18 protein-coding genes and 1 pseudogene are annotated in these 19,852 nt (G+C 70.8%); 7 read left to right on the top strand and 12 right to left on the bottom strand.

Features of this window, described 5'->3' with window-relative positions:
* Positions 1-18: 18 nt before the first annotated feature.
* Both OG302_RS24575 and OG302_RS24570 read left to right on the top strand, forming a co-directional pair.
* Positions 19-516 carry a YbaK/EbsC family protein gene (locus OG302_RS24575; RefSeq protein ID WP_361832490.1) on the top strand — a complete coding sequence of 166 codons (498 nt, stop codon included), beginning with the start codon at positions 19-21 and terminating at the stop codon, positions 514-516.
* On the top strand, positions 513-1,364 hold the full coding sequence (locus OG302_RS24570; RefSeq protein WP_371528750.1) for an EamA family transporter: 852 nt from the start codon (positions 513-515) through the stop codon (positions 1,362-1,364). Before OG302_RS24575 ends, OG302_RS24570 begins: the two co-directional genes overlap by 4 nt.
* Positions 1,365-1,438: 74 nt before the next feature.
* Here OG302_RS24570 and OG302_RS24565 read toward each other — a convergent pair whose 3' ends face one another.
* Genes OG302_RS24565 through OG302_RS24550 form a run of 4 tightly spaced genes read right to left on the bottom strand, consistent with a single transcriptional unit; the run spans position 1,439 to position 5,245 of the window.
* The gene (locus OG302_RS24565; protein ID WP_371528749.1) at positions 1,439-2,611 is read right to left on the bottom strand and encodes a serine hydrolase domain-containing protein; all 1,173 of its coding nucleotides are present in this window, start codon (positions 2,609-2,611) and stop codon (positions 1,439-1,441) included.
* 35 nt (positions 2,612-2,646) lie between these two features.
* Complete coding sequence (locus OG302_RS24560) at positions 2,647-3,411, bottom strand: energy-coupling factor ABC transporter ATP-binding protein (protein WP_371528748.1); 765 nt, start codon at positions 3,409-3,411, stop codon at positions 2,647-2,649.
* Entirely contained in the window at positions 3,399-4,160 is a 762-nt protein-coding gene (cbiQ, locus tag OG302_RS24555; protein ID WP_371528747.1) for a cobalt ECF transporter T component CbiQ, read from the bottom strand. Before cbiQ ends, OG302_RS24560 begins: the two co-directional genes overlap by 13 nt.
* On the bottom strand, positions 4,160-5,245 hold the full coding sequence (locus OG302_RS24550; RefSeq protein ID WP_371528746.1) for an energy-coupling factor ABC transporter permease: 1,086 nt from the start codon (positions 5,243-5,245) through the stop codon (positions 4,160-4,162). The genes cbiQ and OG302_RS24550 overlap by 1 nt, the downstream gene beginning before the upstream one ends.
* Positions 5,246-5,438: 193 nt before the next feature.
* Between OG302_RS24550 and OG302_RS24545 the strand changes: the two genes are divergently transcribed.
* On the top strand, positions 5,439-5,780 hold the full coding sequence (locus tag OG302_RS24545) for an SsgA family sporulation/cell division regulator (RefSeq protein WP_361832478.1): 342 nt from the start codon (positions 5,439-5,441) through the stop codon (positions 5,778-5,780).
* Positions 5,781-5,789: 9 nt separating this feature from the next.
* Here OG302_RS24545 and OG302_RS24540 read toward each other — a convergent pair.
* The 3 genes and pseudogenes from OG302_RS24540 to OG302_RS24530 all read right to left on the bottom strand — a co-directional run.
* Positions 5,790-6,119, bottom strand: a pseudogene (locus tag OG302_RS24540) (MMPL family transporter); the annotation flags it as partial.
* Between the two features lie 57 nt (positions 6,120-6,176).
* Complete coding sequence (locus tag OG302_RS24535) at positions 6,177-8,420, bottom strand: MMPL family transporter (protein ID WP_371528745.1); 2,244 nt, start codon at positions 8,418-8,420, stop codon at positions 6,177-6,179.
* 118 nt (positions 8,421-8,538) lie between these two features.
* Entirely contained in the window at positions 8,539-9,111 is a 573-nt protein-coding gene (locus OG302_RS24530; protein ID WP_371750217.1) for a TetR/AcrR family transcriptional regulator, read from the bottom strand.
* Between the two features lie 237 nt (positions 9,112-9,348).
* Between OG302_RS24530 and OG302_RS24525 the strand changes: the two genes are divergently transcribed.
* Together OG302_RS24525 and OG302_RS24520 are read left to right on the top strand one after the other, a co-directional pair.
* Entirely contained in the window at positions 9,349-12,627 is a 3,279-nt protein-coding gene (locus OG302_RS24525; RefSeq protein WP_371528744.1) for a S41 family peptidase, read from the top strand.
* Positions 12,628-12,754: 127 nt separating this feature from the next.
* Positions 12,755-12,961, top strand: a complete 207-nt coding sequence (locus OG302_RS24520; protein ID WP_371528743.1) for a hypothetical protein — start codon at positions 12,755-12,757, stop codon at positions 12,959-12,961.
* Between the two features lie 73 nt (positions 12,962-13,034).
* On the opposite strand, the gene OG302_RS24515 is transcribed toward OG302_RS24520, so the two are convergent.
* The 3 genes from OG302_RS24515 to OG302_RS24505 are packed head-to-tail and all read right to left on the bottom strand — an operon-like array spanning position 13,035 to position 16,434.
* Positions 13,035-13,913, bottom strand: a complete 879-nt coding sequence (locus OG302_RS24515; RefSeq protein WP_371528742.1) for an SDR family oxidoreductase — start codon at positions 13,911-13,913, stop codon at positions 13,035-13,037.
* Positions 13,910-14,863 (bottom strand): alpha/beta fold hydrolase, encoded by a 954-nt coding sequence (locus OG302_RS24510; protein ID WP_371528741.1) that lies wholly within the window; start codon positions 14,861-14,863, stop codon positions 13,910-13,912. Before OG302_RS24510 ends, OG302_RS24515 begins: the two co-directional genes overlap by 4 nt.
* Positions 14,860-16,434, bottom strand: a complete 1,575-nt coding sequence (locus OG302_RS24505) for a flavin-containing monooxygenase (RefSeq protein ID WP_371528740.1) — start codon at positions 16,432-16,434, stop codon at positions 14,860-14,862. The genes OG302_RS24510 and OG302_RS24505 overlap by 4 nt, the downstream gene beginning before the upstream one ends.
* Before the next feature lie 153 nt (positions 16,435-16,587).
* On the opposite strand from OG302_RS24505, the gene OG302_RS24500 reads away from it, so the two are divergent.
* Entirely contained in the window at positions 16,588-17,256 is a 669-nt protein-coding gene (locus OG302_RS24500; protein WP_371528739.1) for a MerR family transcriptional regulator, read from the top strand.
* Positions 17,257-17,314: 58 nt separating this feature from the next.
* Here OG302_RS24500 and OG302_RS24495 read toward each other — a convergent pair whose 3' ends face one another.
* The gene (locus tag OG302_RS24495) at positions 17,315-18,349 is read right to left on the bottom strand and encodes a DUF6528 family protein (protein ID WP_371528738.1); all 1,035 of its coding nucleotides are present in this window, start codon (positions 18,347-18,349) and stop codon (positions 17,315-17,317) included.
* 76 nt (positions 18,350-18,425) lie between these two features.
* Complete coding sequence (locus tag OG302_RS24490; protein ID WP_371528737.1) at positions 18,426-19,226, bottom strand: exodeoxyribonuclease III; 801 nt, start codon at positions 19,224-19,226, stop codon at positions 18,426-18,428.
* 67 nt (positions 19,227-19,293) lie between these two features.
* On the opposite strand from OG302_RS24490, the gene OG302_RS24485 reads away from it, so the two are divergent.
* A complete protein-coding gene (locus tag OG302_RS24485; RefSeq protein WP_371528736.1) occupies positions 19,294-19,806 on the top strand; it encodes a GNAT family N-acetyltransferase in 513 nt (170 codons plus the stop codon).
* The last annotated feature ends 46 nt before the right edge of the window (positions 19,807-19,852 follow it).

The following is a 19,852-nucleotide window of genomic DNA, read 5'->3' as shown; positions in this document are numbered from 1 at the left end:
ACAGCTAGCGTGCCGGGCATGAGCGCTACAGATTCCCCCGCACACCCCCGATTCGCCGCGGCCCTGACCGAGCTGGGCCTCGCCGAACTGGTCGGTGAGGTCCGCCGCTTCCCGGAGGCGACGCGCACCGCCCAGGAGGCCGCGGCGGCCATCGGCTGCGAGCTGAGCCAGATCTGCAAGTCACTGATCTTCGCGGCGGACGGCGTCCCGGTCCTGGTCCTGATGGACGGCGCCTCGCGGGTCGACCTGGAGCTCGTGCGGTGGGAGCTGTGCGCGGCGAAGGTGACGCGCGCGAAGGCGGACGTCGTCCGGGAGACCACGGGGTACGCGATCGGCGGCGTACCACCCTTCGGCCACGCGACGAAGACGCGGGTCCTTGCGGACCGTTCACTCCTCGACCACGAGGTGGTGTGGGCGGCGGCGGGCACTCCCTACGCGGTCTTCCCCATGGCGCCCAAGGACCTGATCCACCACGCGAACGGCACCGTGGTGAACGTGCGCGAGCTCGCCAAGTGACGCCGCTGGTCGCGGCGGCGGTCCTGCTGGCCGCCGTCACGCACGCGTGCTGGAACGCGATCGCGCACCACATCACCGACAAGCTGGTCGGCTTCACCCTCATATCGGGCGGCGGCCTCCTGATCGGCCTGCTCATCGCCCCGTTCGCGGCGATACCGGCAGCGGAGGCGTGGCCGTACCTGATCGTCTCGGCCGTGATCCACATCGGCTACTACGCCCTGCTCATGAAGTCGTTCAAGCTCGGCGACTTCGGCCAGGCGTATCCGATCGCGCGCGGCACGGCACCGCTGGTGGTCACCGTCCTCGCGGCGGTCTTCGCGGGCGAGATCCCCGACGGCTGGCAGGCCGCCGGTGTCGCGGTCTCCTGCGCGGGCCTGACGGGCCTGGCCCTGTGGGGCATACGCGGATCGGGCCGACGCCCCGACTGGGCGGCGATCGGCGCCGCGCTGGCCACGGGTGTCTCGATCGCGGCGTACACGGTGGTGGACGGCCTCGGCGTCCGCGCCTCCGGCTCCTCCATGGGCTACATCGCGTGGCTGATGATCCTGGAGGGCCTCGCCATCCCGGTGTACGCGGCGTACCGCTGGCGCGGTGAACTGGTGGGCCGGCTGCGCCCGTTCGCGGCGGTGGGCCTGCTCGGCGCGGCCCTCTCCGTGGCCGCGTACGGCCTGGTCCTGTGGGCCCAGACGAAGGCCGACCTCGCCCCCATCTCGGCGCTCCGCGAGTCCTCGATCATCGTGGGCGCCGCGATCGGGGCGGTGTTCTTCAAGGAGAAGTTCGGGGCGCCGAGGCTGGTGGCGGCGGGACTGATGGTGGCGGGGATCGGGTTGATGCTGCACGCGGGGTAGGGCGGCCCCCGACAAGATGTCCTCCATCGCCGGACGGGCTGCGTCTTTCAGCCCCTCCGGGGTTCGAGGCGCCCCTACAACACCCCCTTCACCGCCCGCACAAGCCCCTGGGCCCGCGGATCCGCCGTAACCCCCTTGTTCATCCCGTTCGTCACATACCCGAAGGCCACCCCCGACTCCGGATCGGCGAAGCCGAGCGCCCCGCCCCGCCCGGGGTGACCGAACGAGCCGGGCCCCAGCAGCGGCGACGCACCCCCGTGCAGCATGAAGCCGAGCCCGAAGCGGGTGTTCACGACCAGGACGCGGTCGGGCCCCGAGGACGCCTCGGCGCGCGCCAGCGCCACCGTCGACGGCGTGAACAGCCGCGCGGCGCCTCCCACTTCACCGATCAGCGAGGCGTAGAAGCGGGCCAGACCGCCGGCCGTGGCGACGCCGTTGGACGCCGGGAGGGAAGCCGCCCGGTACGCGGGGTCGTTCTCGTCCGGCTGCGGATCGATCGCCCCGAACGCACGGCTGGTGAGCGAGGCGGGATCCGCGTAGGCCTCCGCCACGTTCCGCTTGGGCCGCACCCTGAGCCCCCCGGCCGCGGCGGGAGCCTCGATCCGGCCCAGCCGCCCCGTCCGGGCCTGCTCCGACTCCGGAAGACCGACCCACAGGTCGAGGCCGAGCGGCCCGGCGATCTCCGCGGCCACGAACTCCCCGAGGGAACGCCCCGTCACCCGCCGCACCAGCTCACCGGTGAGCCAGCCGTAGGTGTGCGCGTGGTATCCGTGGTCCTCGCCCGGCGCCCAGAACGGGGCCTGCGCCGCGACCACCGCCGCGGCGAGATCCGGGTCGAGCGCCTCGGAGGGGGTCAGCGGACGGTCGAGCGCGGGCACCCCGGCCCGGTGCGCGAGCACGTGCCGGACCAGCACCCGCTCCTTGCCGCGCGCCTTGAACTCCGGCCAGCAGGAGCCGACGGGCGCGTCCAGGTCCAGCTCACCGCGCTGGTGCAGGAGGAGCAGGACGGAGGCGGCCACGCCCTTGGTCGCCGAGCGGACGATCTGCGCGGTGCCGTGCTCCCAGGGCTCGCTCCCGGCACCCCCGCCCGCGTCCCGGGTGCCGCCCCACAGGTCGACCACCGGCCGCCCGTCGCGGTACACGGTGACCGCCGCTCCCCGCTCACCGAGCTCGCGGAAGTTACGGAGGAAGGCCTCCCGTACGGGTTCGAAGCCCTCGGCCACTGTTCCGTGCACGTCAACGTCCATGACAAGCCCAACAGCCACTCGCAGCCATGGATTCCCTACCGGTTGACCTTCACTGTCTTCGGATCGAAGCCGAACGGCAGTTCAAGCCGGTGCGCCCCCATCAGGTCCTCGTCGCCGAGCAGCTCCCCCGTCGGCCCGTCCGCGGCGATCACGCCGTCGCTCAGGATCAGCGCCCGGGGGCACAGTTCGAGCGCGTACGGCAGGTCGTGCGTGACCATCAGGACCGTCACGTCCAACGAGCGCAGGATGTCGGCCAGTTCGCGGCGCGAGGCGGGATCCAGGTTCGAGGAGGGTTCATCGAGGACCAGGATCTCCGGCTCCATCGCGAGGACCGTCGCCACCGCGACCCGCCTGCGCTGCCCGAAGGAGAGGTGGTGCGGCGGGCGGTCCGCGAACTCCGCCATGCCGACCTGGGAGAGGGCCTTCTGCACGCGCGCCTCCAGCTCGGGCCCGCGCATCCCGGCCGCCGCGGGGCCGAACGCCACGTCCTCGCGCACCGTCGGCATGAAGAGCTGGTCGTCCGGGTCCTGGAAGACGATGCCGACCCGGCGCCTGATCTCCGCCATGTGCTTCTTGCCGACGGGGAGGCCCGCGACGGTGACCGTGCCCGCGCCGCCCGTCAGGATGCCGTTCAGGTGCAGGACGAGCGTGGTCTTGCCCGCGCCGTTCGGGCCGAGCAGCGCGACCCGCTCGCCGCGGCCGATCGTCATGTCGACGCCGAAGAGCGCTTGGTGCCCGTCGGGGTAGGCGAAGGCGAGGCCGGATACTTCGAGTGAGGGTGCGGAGGTCACAGGGTCCATCCCAACAGACATACGACAAGAGCGGCGCCCGGCAGGGCGAAGGCGTACGTCCACTGTGCACGCGAGGCGGTGACCTCGTCGATCACCGGCATCGAACCGGCGTAGCCCCGGCTGACCATCGCCAGATGCACCCGCTCGCCCCTCTCGTACGAGCGGATGAAGAGCGCGCCGGCGGACTTCGCGAGGACGCCCCACTGCCGGACGCCCCGCGCCTCGAAGCCGCGGGACTCGCGCGCGATCTTCATGCGGCGCATCTCGTCCGCGATCACGTCGCCGTACCGGATCATGAACGAGGCGATCTGGACGAGCAGCGGCGGCAGTTTCAGGCGCTGGAGGCCCAGGAGCAGCGAGCGCAGTTCGGTGGTGGACGCGAGCAGTACGGACGCGGCGACGCCCAGCGTGCCCTTGGCGAGGACGTTCCAGGCGCCCCAGAGGCCGTTCACGCTCAGGGACATGCCGAGCACGTCGACCCGCTCGCCCTCGGCCACGAACGGCATGAGCACCGCGAACGCCACGAACGGGACCTCGATGAGCAGCCGCTTGAGGAGGAACGGGAGGGGGACACGGGAGGCGTACGCCACCGCGCCGAGCAGGAGCGCGTACAGGCCGAACGCCCACATCGCCTCGCGCGGGGTGGAGACCACCACGATCACGAAGCAGAAGACGGCCGCCAGTTTGGTGTGCGGAGGCAGCGCGTGCACCGGTGAGTGCCCGTGCCGGTAGAGCCGGTGGGCGTGGCCCGCGCCCATCAGACGGAGGGGGTGCGGCCCGAAGGGCCTCGGTCGGAGACGGTCGCCGTGGACGCCGGGCCCGCGTCCGCCGTACGACGGCGGCGCAGCGACCAGAAGACCGCCGTGCCCGCGACGACGGTGACGCCGACGCCGATCACGCCGGCGAGGCCGCCGGAGATCCGGGCGTCGGTGATGTCCTTGACGCCGTAGTCGGCGAGCGGGGAGTCGGAGGAGGCGTGCTCCTCGGCCTTCTTGTCGATGCCCTTGTCGTGGGCGACCTTCTCCAGGCCGTCGGGGTCGGCGGAGGCGTAGAAGCTGACGAAGCCCGCGAGGACGAGGGAGGTGACCAGGCCCGCGATCCACACCTTGCGGTGAGAGGGGGCGGCTACGGGGGTGGGGGCCTCGGCTGCGGGGACGTCGACCAGTTCGCCGCCGACGCGGAGCTTGAGCTTCTGGGTCAGGCCGCGGGCGCCGTACACGAGGTCGGGGCGGACGGCGATGACGGCGCCGACGGTGAGGGCGGTGATGGCGGCCTCGCCGATGCCGATGAGGACGTGGACGCCGACCATGGCCGTGGCGACCTTGCCGATGGAGACGTCGGTGGTGCCGCCGAGCGCGTAGATGAACGTGAAGGCGACCGCGGCGGCGGGCACGGAGAGCAGTGCGGCGACGAAGGCCGAGACGGTGATGGAACGGCGGCCCCGCGGGAGCACCTTCACCAGGCCGCGGAAGGTGAGATAGGCCACGACGGTCGTGACGATGGCCATGTCCGTGATGTTCACGCCGAGTGCGGTCAGGCCGCCGTCGGCGAAGAGGACGCCCTGCATCAGCAGGACGACAGAGACGCACAGGACGCCCGTGTAGGGGCCGACGAGTATCGCGGCGAGCGCTCCGCCGAGCAGATGTCCGCTGGTCCCGGCGGCGACGGGGAAGTTCAGCATCTGCACGGCGAAGATGAACGCGGCCACGAGCCCGGCGAGCGGCGCCGTCCGTTCGTCCAGCTCGCGCCGTGCGCCCCGGAGGCTGACGGCGACCGCTCCGGCGGCGATGACCCCGGTGACGGCGGAGACGGGGGCGTTGATGAATCCGTCGGGGACATGCATGCGCGCGCTCCTGGGCAGGACAGGAAGAAGGAAGGCAGAGCGGATCGCTCGTGAACCGTTCAATGATAGTGCTTTGTTGCGAACGGTTTGCAAGAGCGGCGGCTACCCAGTTATCCCGGTCACACCTGGAGCAGGAATCGGAATATATGGGACATTGGAGTGCAGAACGCACGTGACGGTGAGGAGTTAGGCGATGTCCGCAGTAGAGCAGTACGCACGTGCCCACGTCGTCACGGACTCCCCTGACGACCAGCTCACCGTCCCCGCCGTCCTCCGGTACGACCCGGAGGCCGACCCGCTCTCGGTGCGGATCGGCCTCCCTGGTTCCCACGAGTGGACCTTCGCCCGCCAGCTGCTCGAACAGGGCCTGCGAGCCCCGGCCACCAGCGGCGACGTACACATCTGGCCCTGTGGGCGGGTCCAGACGGTCATGGAGTTCCACTCGGCGCAAGGGGTAGCAGTCGTCCAGTTCGACGCGTCAGCCCTGATCCGCTTCCTGCGCCGCACGTACGCGACCGCCCCCGTCCCGCACTGACACGTCACCTCACACGCGAACCGGCTCCCGGTCGGCGTCGGCCGCCCGAGCCGCGCCCTTCTCCGCGTCCGTGCGCAGGCCCTCACCCTCGACATCCACGTTCGGCAGAGCACGGTCCAGCCACCCCGGCAGCCACCACGCCTTCTTGCCCAGCAGCGCCAGCACCGCCGGGACCAGCGCCATACGCACGATGAACGCGTCGAAGAACACCGCGATCGCCAGACCGAAGCCGATCATCTTCACCATCTGCTCGCTGGAGCCGATGCTGTGTCCTCCCGGGGGACACCCCCGGACCCCCCACGCGAACACCGCCGTCACGACCACGGCAGCCACGACGACGGTGGGGAGAAGCGCATACCTCCCGCGCTTCTCCCCACCCCGCTCATCGGCCCTGGCTCAGACCCGGGCAGGCTCCCGATCGGCGTCGGCCGCCTGGGCTGTGGCCTTCTCGGCGTCCGTGCGCAGGCCCTCGCCCTCGACATCCACGTTCGGCAGAGCACGGTCCAGCCACCCCGGCAGCCACCACGCCTTCTTGCCCAGCAGCGCCAGCACCGCCGGGACCAGCGCCATACGCACGATGAACGCGTCGAAGAACACCGCGATCGCGAGACCGAAGCCGATCATCTTCACCATCTGCTCGCTGGAGCCGATGAAGCCCGCGAAGACCGCCATCATGATCACGGCGGCCGCCGAGACCACGCGGGCCCCGTGCCGGAAGCCGGTCACGATCGCCTGGCCGGGGCGCTCCCCGTGGACGTACGCCTCTCGCATGCGCGTCACGAGGAACACCTCGTAGTCCATCGCGAGGCCGAAGACGACGCCCACCATGAAGATCGGCATCATGCTCATGATCGGGCCGGTCTGCTCGACGCCGAAGAGTGAGCCGAGCCAGCCCCACTGGAAGACCGCGACGACCGCGCCCAGGGCCGCGAGGACCGAGAGCAGGAAGCCGAGTGCCGCCTTGAGCGGGACCAGGATCGAGCGGAAGACGACGATCAGGAGGAGGAAGGCGAGGCCGACGACGAGTGCCAGGTAGGGCAGCAGGGCGTCGTTCAGCTTCTCGGAGACGTCGATGTTCATCGCCGTCGTGCCGGTGACCATGACGCTCGCACCGGTGTCGGACTTGATGTCGGCGCCCGCGTCACGGATCGAGTGCACGAGGTTCTCGGTCTCGATGCCGCTGGGCTTCGAGGACGGGACGACGGAGATGATCGCCGTGTCGCCCGCCTTGTTGATCACCGGCGGGGCGACCGAGAGGACGTCGTCCAGCTTGGAGACCGTCGTCCTGATCTCGCCGGCCGCCGCCTTCGGGTCGTCCGAGCCCTTGAGGTCCGCGACCGTCATCAGCGGACCGTTGAAGCCGGGGCCGAATCCGTCGGAGACCAGGTCGTACGCCTTGCGCTGGGTCGTGGACGTCGGCTGGGCGCCGTCGTCCGGGAGGCCCAGTTCGAGCGAGGAGACGGGCAGCGCGGCAGCGCCGAGACCGATGACGCCGATGAGCAGCACGGTGAGCGGGCGGCGCGTGACGAAGCGCGCCCAGCGGGTGCCGAGGTTGTCCTTCGGCGCGGCTCCTTCGGCCGCGGCGGCCTTCGCCTTCCTGCCGCCGCCGAGCACCTTGCTCTTCTCGCCCGTGGGCTTGACCTTCTTGCCCGCGTACCCGAGCAGCGCCGGGATCAGGGTGAGCGCGATGAGCACGGCGATGACCACCGTGCCGGCCGCCGCGAAGCCCATCTTGGTGAGCATCGGGATGTTCACCACGGCGAGGCCGACCAGCGCGATGACCACGGTGAGCCCGGCGAAGACCACGGCCGATCCGGCAGTGCCCACGGCGCGGCCCGCCGCCTCCTCGCGGTCCCGCCCGTCGGCGAGTTCACCGCGGTAGCGGGAGACGATGAAGAGCGCGTAGTCGATGCCGACCGCGAGGCCGATCATCATCGCGAGCGTGGAGGTGGTCGTCCCCAGGTCGAGCGCGCTGGCCAGCGCGGTGATCGAGGAGACGCCGATGCCCACGCCGATCAGCGCGGTGAGCAGCGGCAGACCCGCCGCGATCAGCGAGCCGAAGGTGATGACGAGGACGACCGCCGCGACCGCGATGCCGATGACCTCGGTGGCCCCGGTCTCGGGCATGGCCTGCAGCGCGTCCCCGCCGACCTCGACCGTGAGCCCGGACTCGCGAGCCTGGTCGGTGGTCTTCTCCAGGGCGTCACGGCTCTCGTCGGTCAGCTCCATCGAGGTGACCTTGTACGAGACCGACGCGTACGCCGTGGAGCCGTCCTTGCTGACCGTCTTGGTCCGGAAGGGGCTGTCCGCCCTCGCCACCTCGTCCGAACCGGACTTGAGCGCGGCGACGGTCTTCTCGATGTCGGCCTTGTTGCCCGGGTCGGTGACCTTCTCACCGGCCGGTGCCTTGAAGACGACCTTGGCGCTCGCGCCATCGGCGCTGGCCTCGGGCACCCGCTCTTCGAGCAGGTCGAAGGCCTTCTGGGCCTCCGTCCCCGGAATGGAGAAGGAACTGGATGCGGCGGTGGGCGCGGACGCGGCGCCGACTCCGGCAAGCGTCAGGAGCGCCACCCAGATCAGGGCGACGAAGTGCCGACGCCTGAAGGCGAGTCGGCCTAGTTTGTAGAGGAAAGTGGCCACGAGGGCGTACTCCCGGTCAGGTCGTGGTGTCTACAGGGCAGGGGGGATCAGCCCGACGACGTGAGCGGTCGCGTCAGGTGGAAAGGGTGCTGAGAGGTGGTGCGGTGAGGGGGTTCGGTCAGACGCCGAGAGCGGGGAGGATCACGGCGTCGATGTAGGAACGGAGGAACTCACGGTCGACCGTGCGGTCCTCGATCAGGTCACGGGCGACGAAGCCGCCGACCATCATGTGGATGACGTAGCCGAGGGCGGGGTTGTCCGGGGCCACTTCGCCCCGTTCCACGGCCCTGCGCAGCAGTGCGTTCAGGCCGGTGATCTCCGGCTCGATGAGCAACTGCCGCAGCGCTTGGTGGAGTTCGGGGTTGTCGTGGATGACATGGAACAGGCTCCGCATCAGCGCGGCGTCCCGCTCCATCTGACAGTCGTCCGAACGGTTGGCGGTCTCCATGAGGTCGCCGCGCAGGGAGCCGGTGTCGATGTCCTCGATGGACACCGGCTTGTTGTGCTTCAGCGCCCTGGCGATCAGCTCGGGCTTGCTCCCCCACTGGCGGTAGAGGGTGGCCTTGCTGGATTTGGTGCGGGCCGCGATGGCGTCCATCGTGAGCGCTTCGTACCCGACTTCGCGGAGCAGGTCGAGCACGGCCGCGTAGAGCTCGGCCTCACGCTCGGGCGTGATCCGGCTGCGTCGCACCGTTGCCGCCTCAGCCATGATCCCTCCGCTCCTCGTCGAAACCGTTCCGTACGCCATGACTGTACCCGCGGCCTTAACGAAACGAAACCGTTTCGTACGTGTGCTGCATCACGCGGCGCACTCACCCCCGCCGCTCACCCCCGTTCACCCCCGATCGCCCCCGATCGCCCCCGTGTACGAGCCGCCCGGCCCTCTGTACGAGTTGCCGGGCCCTCCGCACCGGAAAAGCATGGTGAAGTGACCGACGCGCGCGATGAAGCCCATGCTGACCACGCCTACCTGCGATTTCCGCACCTCAGCGGCGACCGTCTCTGTTTCGCGGCCGAGGACGATCTCTGGGTGGCACCGCTGAGCCCGGACGGAGCCCCCGCGGGCCGTGCCTGGCGGGTGACCGTCGACCGGACCAAGGTGAGCCATCCGCGCTTCTCACCGGACGGCCGCCACATCGCGTTCACGACCTGGCGCAGCCTCGACCCGGAGATCCACCTCGCCCCGGTCGACGGCGGCCCGGCCCGGCGGCTCACCTACTGGGGGAGCACGGACACCCGGGTCTGCGGCTGGTCCCCCGACGGCGACATCCTCGCCGTCTCCTCGCACAATCAGCCCTTCTCGTACTTCTGCTGGGCCTACAGCGTGCCGACCGACGGATCACCCGGCGGCAAGCTGCCCTGGGGGCCGGTCTACGACATCGCGGTCAACGACATCGAGGGCGAACGCAAGACGCTTCTCCTGACCGGGAAGCCGCCGCACGAGCCCGCCGCCTGGAAGCGCTATCGGGGCGGGGCCACCGGCCGCCTGTGGCTGCACGGCGAGCAGCTCCTGCCCGACCTCGACGGCCATCTGGACGCCCCGATGTTCGTGGACGGCCGTATCGCGTTCCTCTCCGACCACGAAGGCGTCGGCAACCTGTACTCCTGCCTGCCGGACGGCTCCGACCTGCGACGGCACACCGATCACGACGCCTTCTACGCCCGGCACGCGTCCAGCGACGGCGCCCGCGTCGTCTACCAGTGCGCGGGCGACGTCTGGCTGGTCGACGACCTGTCCGCGGGCGCCGTGCCGCGCCGCCTCGACGTGCGCCTGGGCGGACCGCGCGCCGGGCGGCGGATCTACCAGGTGCCGGCCGCCCAGCACGTCGACTCACTCTCCGTGGACGCGACGGGCCGGGCCAGCGCCGTCGTCGTACGCGGCAGCCTGTACTGGCTGACGCACCGGGACGGGCCCGCCCGCACCATCACGGACACCCCGGGCGTGCGCGTGCGGCTCCCGGAGATGCTCGGCAAGGGCGGACAGGTCGCCTACGTCACCGACGCGGAGGGCGAGGACGCCGTCGAGATCGCCTATCTGCCGCGCGCCAGCGGCGACCGCGCGCCGCGCAGGCTGGCGCAGGGGAAGCTCGGCCGGGTCCTCGAACTGATCTCCGACCCCGAGGGCGAACGGATCGCGATCGCGTCGAACGACGGGCGGCTGCTCCTGATCGACGCGACCGAGGAGTCCGACGGCGAGGTGACGGAGCTGATCCGCTCCCTCAACGGACCGGTGCGCGACCTGGCGTTCTCCCCGGACGGGGCGTGGCTGACCTGGTCGCATCCGGGCATCGGCCGCTCCCTGCGGCAGATCAAGATGGCCCGCATCGAAGGGCCGGGCTGCCGCATCATCGTCGACGTCACCAACGGCCGCTTCGAGGACGAGAACCCGGTCTTCACCAGCGACGGCCGCTATCTGGCCTTCCTGTCCTGGCGCGGCTTCGACCCGGTCTACGACGTGCACACCGGCGACCTGTCCTTCCCCCTCGGCTGCCGCCCCTACCTGGTCCCCCTGTCGTCGGCGACCCCGTCCCCCTTCGCCCTCTCCCCCGACGGCCGCCCGGCGGCGGGCGGCCTCGACCCGGCCGACGGTCTCTCCCCGGCCGGCTCCGCCATCGTGGAGGTGGAGGGCCTGGAGAGCAGGGTGACGCCGTTCCCGGTCTCGGCGTCCAAGTACTCGGCCCTCCACCCCGTGAGCGGCGGCGGCCTCGTCTGGATGCGCTGGCCGATCTCGGGCGCGCTCGGCGAGACGTTCGCCAACCCGTCGGACACCTCGGGGCGCCCCACCCTGGAGTACTTCAACATCTCCAAGGGCAAGAAGTCCGAACTGGTCGACCACCTCGACTGGTTCGCGCTCAGCGGCGACGGCTCGCGGCTCGTGGTGGTCGACGAGGGCGACCTGCGCGCGGTGCCCTCGACGGAGACCGGCGACGGTGACACCACCGTCTGGATCGACCTGCGCCGCATCCTGCACGAGGTCGATCCGGCGGCCGAGTGGCGCCAGTCCTACGACGAGGCGGGCCGCCTCATCCGGGCCTACTTCTGGGAGCCGCACATGTGCGGCATCGACTGGCCCGCGATCCTGGACCAGTACCGGCCGCTGGTGGAACGGGTCGCCTCCCCCGACGAGTTCGCGGACCTGCTCCGCGAGGTCCTCGGCGAGCTGGGCACGTCCCACGCGTACGTCTCGGCGGCCCGCCGCAACGAAGGGCCGCCGCACTACCAGCGGGCGATGGGCCTGCTCGGCGCCAACCTCGTCTGCCGTGACGGCAGTTGGATGATCAAGCGGATCCTGCCCGGCGACTCCTCCGACTCCAAGGCGCGCTCGCCGCTCGCGGGCGCGGGCATCCGGGAGGGCGCGGTCCTCACCCACATCGACGGCCGCCCGGTGGACCCGGTGACGGGCCCCTTCCCGCTGCTCGCCGCTGCGGGCGGCACGACGGTGGAGCTGACGTTCCGGGCGGCCGAGCCAGAGGGCAGGTCGAGGAGGGTGGCGATCGTCCCCCTCATCAACGAACGCCCCCTGCGCTACCAGGACTGGGTGGCCAAACGACGCGACGTCGTACGGGAGTTGAGCGGGGGCAAGTGCGGCTACCTGCACATCCCCGACATGGGCGGCTCCGGCTGGGCGCAGTTCAACCGGGACCTGCGCCTGGAGGTCTCGCGCCCGGCCCTGATCGTGGACGTGCGCGGCAACGCGGGCGGGCACATCAGCGAGCTGGTGGTCGAGAAGCTGACGCGGAAGATCCTCGGCTGGGACCTGACACGCAACGCCCAGCCGGTGTCGTACGCGTCGAACGCACCCCGCGGGCCCGTGGTGGCCCTGGCCGACGAGGCGACGTCGTCGGACGGCGACATGATCACGGCGGCCTTCAAGCTGCTCGGCCTCGGCCCCGTGGTGGGCCAGCGCACGTGGGGCGGCGTGGTGGGGATGACCGGGCGGCACGTCCTGGGCGACGGGACGGTCATCACGGTGCCGATGAACGCGGGGTGGTTCGACGAGTACGGCTGGTCCGTGGAGAACCACGGCGTGGCCCCCGACCTGGAGGTGCTGCGCACGCCGCTGGACTGGGCGGAGGGCCGGCACGCCCAGCTCGACGACGCGGTGGGCGTGGCCCTCGACCTCCTGGAACGGCAGCCCGCGGCGACACCCCCGGGGCTTGAGGACGTACCGGACCGACGGCGACCGAAGCTTCCGCCACGGGGCTGAGGGGGCCTCTTGCCGGGCGGTCGATCCCCCTCCCCGCCGATTCCCCGTTGATCGAAATGCGAGGATTGTGCCCCCATGTAAGTCTGGTCGAGGCCCCTCCAACCTCACCCTCTAGGAGTGAACAAGCATGGGCATCAAGGACCAGTTCCAGGACAAGGCCAACGACCTCGCCGACAAGGCGAAGGGCTCGATGGGCGACAAGAAGGACGAGGCGAGCGAGCGCGCCTCGCAGGCGCAGGACCAGGCCGGCGAGCGCTCCTCGCAGGCCCCGGACCAGGCCCGGGATGCCGCGCAGGAGCAGCAGGACAAGTTCAACCAGGACTACGACGCCTGACACGGCGCCGCGCATGAACGTCTGAGGCCCACCCGGGACGCCGGGTGGGCCTCAGCCTTGTCCGAGCAGTCGGCTACCGCCCGGTACGCGCCTGTTCGTCGGCGGAGCCGCCCGCTCCCACGAGCCCCGTGGACACGGAGCCGAGGCGCGGCTCGAAGCGCCGCATCTCCCGCTGGCCGACCGAGCCGATGACCCCGGGCAGGTAGCCGCGGATGCCCTGCATCCCCCGCAGCCACCACTGCGCGTACACGTGGCTGGACCTGCGCTCGATCCCGGCGACGATCCGGTCCACCGCCGGGCCCAGCGGGTACGTCTTGTTGGACGGCCACGGCAGGCGTTGCCGCAGCTCCCGCATGACGTCGTCCTGGTCCGCGCCCCGCACCATGTCGGTGTCCGTCCAGGACAGGTAACCGACGCCCACCTTCACGCCCTTGTAGCCGACCTCGGCCCGCAGACAGTGCGCGTACGCCTCGACGCCCGACTTCGACGCGCAGTACGCCGTCATCATCGGCGCCGGCGTGATCGCCGCGAGCGAGGCGATCTGCAGCAGATAGCCCCGGCTCTCCATCAGGACCGGCAGGAACGCCCGGCCCGTCACCGCGCTGCCGATGAGGTTGACCTCGATCACCCGGCGCCACGCCTCGGGGTCGGACTCGACGAACGGCCCGCCGTTGGCGACGCCCGCGTTGGCGACGACGATGTCGACCTTCCCGAAGCGCTCCTTGACCTCCTGGGCGACCCGGGCCATCGCGACATGGTCCGTGACGTCCGCGTGCCAGGCCTCGGCCTCGGTGTGCAGCCGCCCCGCGACCTGCTTCAGCTCGTCCGGCTCCAGGCCGACGAGCGCGATCTTCGCGCCCCGCGCCGACAGCTTGCGCGCGAGCAACTCCCCCACACCGCGCGCCGCCCCGGTGACGACCGCGACCTGACCCTCCAGGCTGACCTTGCTCATGCGCTGCTCCCCTCAAGCCCCTGGACCTGCTGCTCGTCCACGCGTACGTACTTCTTCACGAGGTTCCTGATCCCCTCGGTGACCGTCTCCGGTGCCTCGACCGGCGTCATGTGGCCGATGCCCGGCAGCTCGGTGAGGCCGAGCGAGTCCGGCAGCATCCCCGCCAGGCGCCGCGCCAGCACGACGGGCGTCATCCGGTCGGAGGTGCCCGCGATGACCGCGGTCGGCACCGACAACTCCAGTACGCCCGAGTCGAGTTCGAGCTCGTCGAGCACGTGCGACCAGCGGTAGCGCACCACCCTCGGGCAGCCGTGCACGATCCGCGCGCACACCTCGACCCGCTCGGGAGGCGAACCCGGCCCCATCGTCGCGTACTTGAGGACCTTGCGAGCCATCGGCGTCACGGGCCCGAGCGGAGCCTTGGCCCCGAGCACCGACCGCGTCATCCGCGTCCGAACCCGCCCGGCCCGTAGCGGCACCACGGTCGACTCGGCGACGAGCCGCGAACTCCCGGTGCTGCACAGCAGAGCGGCGGCCGTGTGCTCCCGGAACCCCGGTCGCGTACTCGCCGCCATGATCGTCATGCCGCCCATGGAGTGCCCGGCGACCACCGCCTGCTCCCCCGGCTCCAGTGTCGCCGCGAGCACCGCCTCCAGGTCGTCGGCGAGGGCGGTGGTGCTGTAGCCCTCGACACCGTCCGGCGCGACACTGCGCCCGTGGCCCCGCTGGTCGTACGCGATCACCCGGTGGTCTACGGCCAGTTCACGTATCTGCGCCGCCCAGAAGGCGGTCGAGCAGGTCCACCCGTGCGCGAGCACCACCGCGGGCGCGCCCTCGGGTCCGTGCACCTCGGCGTGCAGCCGCGCGCCGTCCGCCGACACGACGGTCAGCTCCCGCGCGGCCACCGGCGGCGCGAACGGCCCGCTCGTCACATGCGTCAGCCTGCTCATGCCTTTGCCTCGGCCTTCTTCGTCGTACGCGACGTGCTCTTGCCCGGCGTGCGGGGCTCCGGCGCCGCGTCCCGCTTCGGGGGCCGCACCACCTCGTACTCGGCGAGATCGACCCGCCGTGTGGCCGCGCGGAACTCGCTCGTGGTGCCCGGCCAGATCGTCGTGTTCACGCCGTTCTCGTCGAGGTACCAGCTGTTGCAGCCGCCGGTGTTCCACACCGTGCGCTTCATCCGCTCCTGCACCTTGTCGTTCCAGGCGTGCACGGCGCTGGCCCGCACGGCGAGCGCGGCCCGGTCGCCGAGAACGTCCAGCTGCCGCATGTAGTCGGCGAGATAGTTCAGCTGCGACTCGATCATCAGGATCATCGAGGAGTTGCCGAGGCCGGTGTTCGGGCCGATGACCGTCATGAAGTTGGGGAAGCCCGCGGCGGTCGCGCCGCGCAGCGACTTCATGCCGTCCTTCCAGGTCTCCATCATCGTCACGCCGTCGGGGCCCACCACGCGGTGGGCGATCGGCATGTCGGTCACATGGAATCCCGTGCCGAAGATGATCGCGTCGACCTCGGTCTCGGTGCCGTCGGCGGCGACGACGGTGTTGCCGCGCACCTCGCTGAGCCCGCTGGCGACGACGTCCACATTGGGCTGCGCGAGCGCCGGGTAGTACGTGTTGGAGAGCAGGATCCGCTTGCACCCGATGCGGTACGAGGGCGTCAGCTTGGCCCGCAGGCCCCGGTCCTTGATGGCGCGGGCGATGTTCCGCTTGGCCAGCTGCTCCACCGCGCCGAGCTCGTTCGGCCGCTTGGTGAACGCCTGGACCTGCAACTCCCGGATGCCCCACAGGATTCCGCGCCGGGCCTGCGTGGTGAACGGCAGCTGGCGGTGCAGCCAGCGCTCGGCCCTGCTGATGGGTCGGTCCATGCGCGGCATCACCCAGGGCGGGGTGCGCTGGAAGAGGGTCAGCCTGCCGACCTCGCGCTGGATCGCGGGCACGATCTGGATGGCGGAGGCGCCGGTGCCGATCATCGCGACGCGCTTGCCGCGCAGGTCGTAGTCGTGGTCCCAGCGCGCGCTGTGGAAGACCTTGCCCTCGAAGGTGTCGAGGCCGGGGATGTCCGGGAGCTTGGGGTCGGAGAGTGGCCCGGTGGCGGAGACGACGACATCGGCGGTCAGGGTGCCGCCACTGGTCTCGATCTCCCACCACAGCTTCTCCGCGTCCCAGCGCATCAGCTTCACCTCGGTGTCGAGGCGGATGTGCGGGCGCAGCCGGAAGGTGTCGGCGACCTGCTCCAGGTACTCCTGGATCTTCTCCTGGCCCGAGAAGGTGCGCGGCCAGTCGGGGTTGGGCGCGAAGGAGAACGAGTACAGGTGCGAGGGCACGTCGCAGGCGCAGCCCGGGTAGCTGTTGTCCCGCCAGGTGCCGCCCACGGCGCTCGCCCGCTCCAGGACGACGAAGTCGGTGATGCCTTCCCGGCGCAGCCGGACCGCGGCACCCAGCCCGCCGAACCCGGACCCGACCACCGCCACCCGCACATGCTCGTGTTCACGCTCCTGCTGGCGCTCGTCCTCGGCCATGCCGCCGCCTCCCGAACTGCTTCACGACTCTGCCAGTGACCACTGGCGCAATTGGGAGAGTAGAACAGCTGCGTACTGATGGGTAGGGGTCTGGCGCATCGAGTTACCGCCGGTAGAACGCACGCCCGATCCAGCAGCACATAGGCTGCTTCCGTGGCAGACACACGCGAGTACCGCATGGAGGAGCTGGCCAGGGCGGCCGGCATCACGGTGCGCACCGTGCGCTTCTACCGGGAGCGCGGCCTGATCCCGCCGCCCCGCCGCGAGGGCCGCATCGCCTGGTACGACGACCATCACCTGGCCAGGCTCCGGACGATCGCCGCGCTTCTGGACCGCGGCCACACCCTGAGCGGCATCGCGGAACTCGCGGAGGCCTTCGAGAACGGCCGCGACGTCGGCGAACTCCTCGGCATCGGCGAACCCAGCGAGGAGACCCCGGTCCGCCTCACCCCCGAGGAACTGGCCGACCGCTTCGCCGGCGAGGTCACCCCCGAGAACTTCGCCGCCGCCCTGGACCTCGGCTACCTCGGCACGGACGGCGAGGAGATCGTCCACGTGAGCCGCCGCCTCCTGGACGTCTCGTCGGCCCTGGTCCGCGAGGGCATCCCGCTCGCGGCGGTCCTGGAGGCGGGCCAGCGGGTACGCGAACACGCGGACGGGCTGGCCGAGTTGTTCATCACGATGATCCGCGCCCACACCGCGGCCGACGCGGACGACGTGAACATCGCACGCCTTCGCCCGCTGGCGAAGAGCGTGGTGGAGGCGGAACTGTCGATGGCCCTGGACCGCCGCCTGGCCTCGGAGAAGCCGGAAGAGACCTGACGGCCTTGCCGACTTGACGACCTGACGGGCCGACAGCCCGACGGCCCGACACCCTCCCTTACCGCGGCAGGAACCACCGCGCCTTGTAGATCCCGCCGTCCACCAGCTTGTACTCGCTCTCCGGCCGATGCACGCTCACCTTGGTCGTCCACCAGGTCTCCTCGAGACCGCTCTCCGGCACGGTGCTGACAACCTGCCCCGTCCGCGGATCGTCGCCGACGGCCTTCACCGACTTCCGGGCGATCTGCTCGTGCCCGGCGAAGTCCTGCTCGAAGGACTCGCGGCCGATGTCGTACTGGAAGACGGACGCGTTCGTCGTCACCCAGAGCCGCCCGGGGCGCCCGGCCACGGGGAAGAGGTCATGGCCGCCCGGGGTCCTGCCCGGCGTCCCGACCGGGAGGCCGCGCGACGACCGGCGCGTCAGCGTGGGCCGGGCCCGCGTGCCGCCCACGGCATAGGTGACCAGCTCGTCGTCGCCGATGGCCCACAGCACCTCGCGCACCCTGTCCCAGTGCAGCCCGTGCGCACCCTTCAGCTCCGCCTCCGCGTACCGCGAGGCATGCGGTCCCTGCGAGGCCGCGTACAGCCTGACCTGCGCACCCGTGCTGCACGCCACCGCGACATTGCCGTCCGGCAGGATCTCCGCGCTGTGCGGATTGAAGAGGTCGTCGCCCGCGCCGATCGCCGCGCCCCAGTAGCGCTTGCCGGAGGGGTAGTGGACGACGGCGGTGAAACCGAAGGACGCGGTGGTCAGGACGAACGTACGGCCCTTGTGTCTGCGCACCTTCGACTCGCTCGGATACACCCAGCTGTCTTCCGGCCGCAGGTCCTCGTACCCCTTGCGCCGCATCGGCGAGAACTCCCACCGCACGACCGACGGATCACCCTGCGGGTCCCAGACCCTGCGGCGCGGATCGAGCACGAGGATCCGCTGCGTCGCCTGCTCGGTGAGGAGCACCGGCGGTGTTCCCCGGGGTACCCCTCCGGCGGCGCCGGCGGGCGACGCGGCGGCCAGCGGAAGACCGGCGCCGATCCCGGCACCCAGAGCCCCGAGCAGCACACCTCGACGAGACGGCCTCGACATACCGGACATGAAGTCTCCCCCACACGGCTGACAGTTGAGACATTGTCAGGTACGCGCTCGCAACATGCCATGGCGCCGCGCGGCATCACATGTCGTAGACCACCGTGACGGGTGCATGGTCCGACCACCGCTGCTCATGCGTGGCCGCCCGCTCGACGAACGCCTTGACCGCGCGCTCCGCGAGCCCCGGCGTCGCCACGTGGTAGTCGATCCGCCAGCCCGTGTCGTTGTCGAAGGCACGCCCCCGGTAGGACCACCAGGAGTAGGGCCCCTCGACATCAGGATGCAGCGCCCGCACCACGTCGACGTACCCGGCGTCCCCCTCGAAGACCTCGCTGAGCCAGGCACGCTCCTCGGGCAGGAAGCCCGAGTTCTTCTTGTTGCCCTTCCAGTTCTTGAGGTCGGCCTCCTGGTGCGCGATGTTCCAGTCTCCGCAGACCACGACCTGGCGCCCCTCGGCGGCGGCCCGCTGCTTGAGCCCCTTCAGGTAGGTGAGGAACTCCCCCATGAAGCGGATCTTCTCGTCCTGCCGCTCCGTACCGACCTCACCCGAGGGCAGATACAGGCTCGCGACCGTGAGACCGGGCAGATCGGCCTCGACGTAGCGCCCGCTGCCGTCGAACTCCTGCGACCCGAATCCGATCTGTACGCGGTCCGGCTCACGGCGCGTATAGAGGGAGACGCCCGCACGCCCCTTGGCGGCGGCCGGCGCGTGCACGACGTGCCAGCCCTCGGGCTCCCGCACTTCTTCCGGGAGCTGCTGGGACTCGGCCCGCACCTCCTGGAGGCAGAGCACGTCGGCCGAGGTCTCGGCCAGCCACTCGACGAAGCCCTTCTTGGCGGCGGCGCGCAGCCCGTTCACATTCACAGAGGTCACAGTGAGCATCCGGGAACGATACCGGCACACTTAAACGGATACCGCCACACCGCCGCATAGAAGTACGATGATTCGCATGAGTATTCAGTCACCGTCGCAGCGGGCCACCATAGAGCTGCGCCCCACCCCCTTCGACCACCCCGACGCGGTCAAGCTCAACGACCGCGTCCAGCTCGAATACGCGGAGCGGTACGGCGACGAGGGCGACGTCACACCCCTCGACCCGGCCATGTTCGCGGCGCCGCGCGGTCTGTATCTCCTCGCCTACGACGAGAACGGCACCCCGCTGGCCACCGGCGGCTGGCGCGGTCACGAGGAGAACGACGAGGGCTACGCGGTCGGCGACGCCGAGATCAAGCGCATGTACGTCACCCCGGAGGCCCGCGGCCTCGGCCTGGCCCGCCTCATCCTGGCGGCCCTGGAGGACCACGCGAGGGCGGCGGGGCGTACGCGCATGGTCCTGGAGACGGGCACGAAGCAGCCGGAGGCCATAGCCCTCTACACGTCGACCGGATACACCCCGGCCCCCGCGAAGTTCGGCCACTACCGCTTCGAGGACCTGAGCCGCTGCTACGTGAAGCCGCTGTAGTTCTCCGGCGCTTCATTCTTGAGGCACAGCAAAGATCCCGCCCAGT

It is taken from the genome of Streptomyces sp. NBC_01283 (assembly GCF_041435335.1).
Classification (GTDB): Bacteria; Actinomycetota; Actinomycetes; order Streptomycetales; family Streptomycetaceae; genus Streptomyces.
Note: the sequence above shows the minus strand (reverse complement) of the source record. Positions and strands in the feature narration are given on the sequence as shown.

Excerpts from the sequence above, each read along its gene's own strand:
- OG302_RS24485 (WP_371528736.1), top strand. The coding sequence starts at position 19,294 with ATGAGTATTCAGTCACCGTCGCAGCGGGCCACCATAGAGCTGCGCCCC.
- OG302_RS24495 (WP_371528738.1), bottom strand. The coding sequence starts at position 18,349 with ATGTCCGGTATGTCGAGGCCGTCTCGTCGAGGTGTGCTGCTCGGGGCT.
- OG302_RS24575 (WP_361832490.1), top strand. The coding sequence starts at position 19 with ATGAGCGCTACAGATTCCCCCGCACACCCCCGATTCGCCGCGGCCCTG.
- OG302_RS24550 (WP_371528746.1), bottom strand. The coding sequence starts at position 5,245 with ATGCATGTCCCCGACGGATTCATCAACGCCCCCGTCTCCGCCGTCACC.
- OG302_RS24520 (WP_371528743.1), top strand. The coding sequence starts at position 12,755 with ATGGGCATCAAGGACCAGTTCCAGGACAAGGCCAACGACCTCGCCGAC.
- OG302_RS24565 (WP_371528749.1), bottom strand. The coding sequence starts at position 2,611 with ATGGACGTTGACGTGCACGGAACAGTGGCCGAGGGCTTCGAACCCGTA.
- OG302_RS24510 (WP_371528741.1), bottom strand. The coding sequence starts at position 14,863 with ATGAGCAGGCTGACGCATGTGACGAGCGGGCCGTTCGCGCCGCCGGTG.
- cbiQ (WP_371528747.1), bottom strand. The coding sequence starts at position 4,160 with ATGGGCGCGGGCCACGCCCACCGGCTCTACCGGCACGGGCACTCACCG.
- OG302_RS24490 (WP_371528737.1), bottom strand. The coding sequence starts at position 19,226 with ATGCTCACTGTGACCTCTGTGAATGTGAACGGGCTGCGCGCCGCCGCC.
- OG302_RS24505 (WP_371528740.1), bottom strand. The coding sequence starts at position 16,434 with ATGGCCGAGGACGAGCGCCAGCAGGAGCGTGAACACGAGCATGTGCGG.
- OG302_RS24560 (WP_371528748.1), bottom strand. The coding sequence starts at position 3,411 with ATGGACCCTGTGACCTCCGCACCCTCACTCGAAGTATCCGGCCTCGCC.
- OG302_RS24515 (WP_371528742.1), bottom strand. The coding sequence starts at position 13,913 with ATGAGCAAGGTCAGCCTGGAGGGTCAGGTCGCGGTCGTCACCGGGGCG.
- OG302_RS24545 (WP_361832478.1), top strand. The coding sequence starts at position 5,439 with ATGTCCGCAGTAGAGCAGTACGCACGTGCCCACGTCGTCACGGACTCC.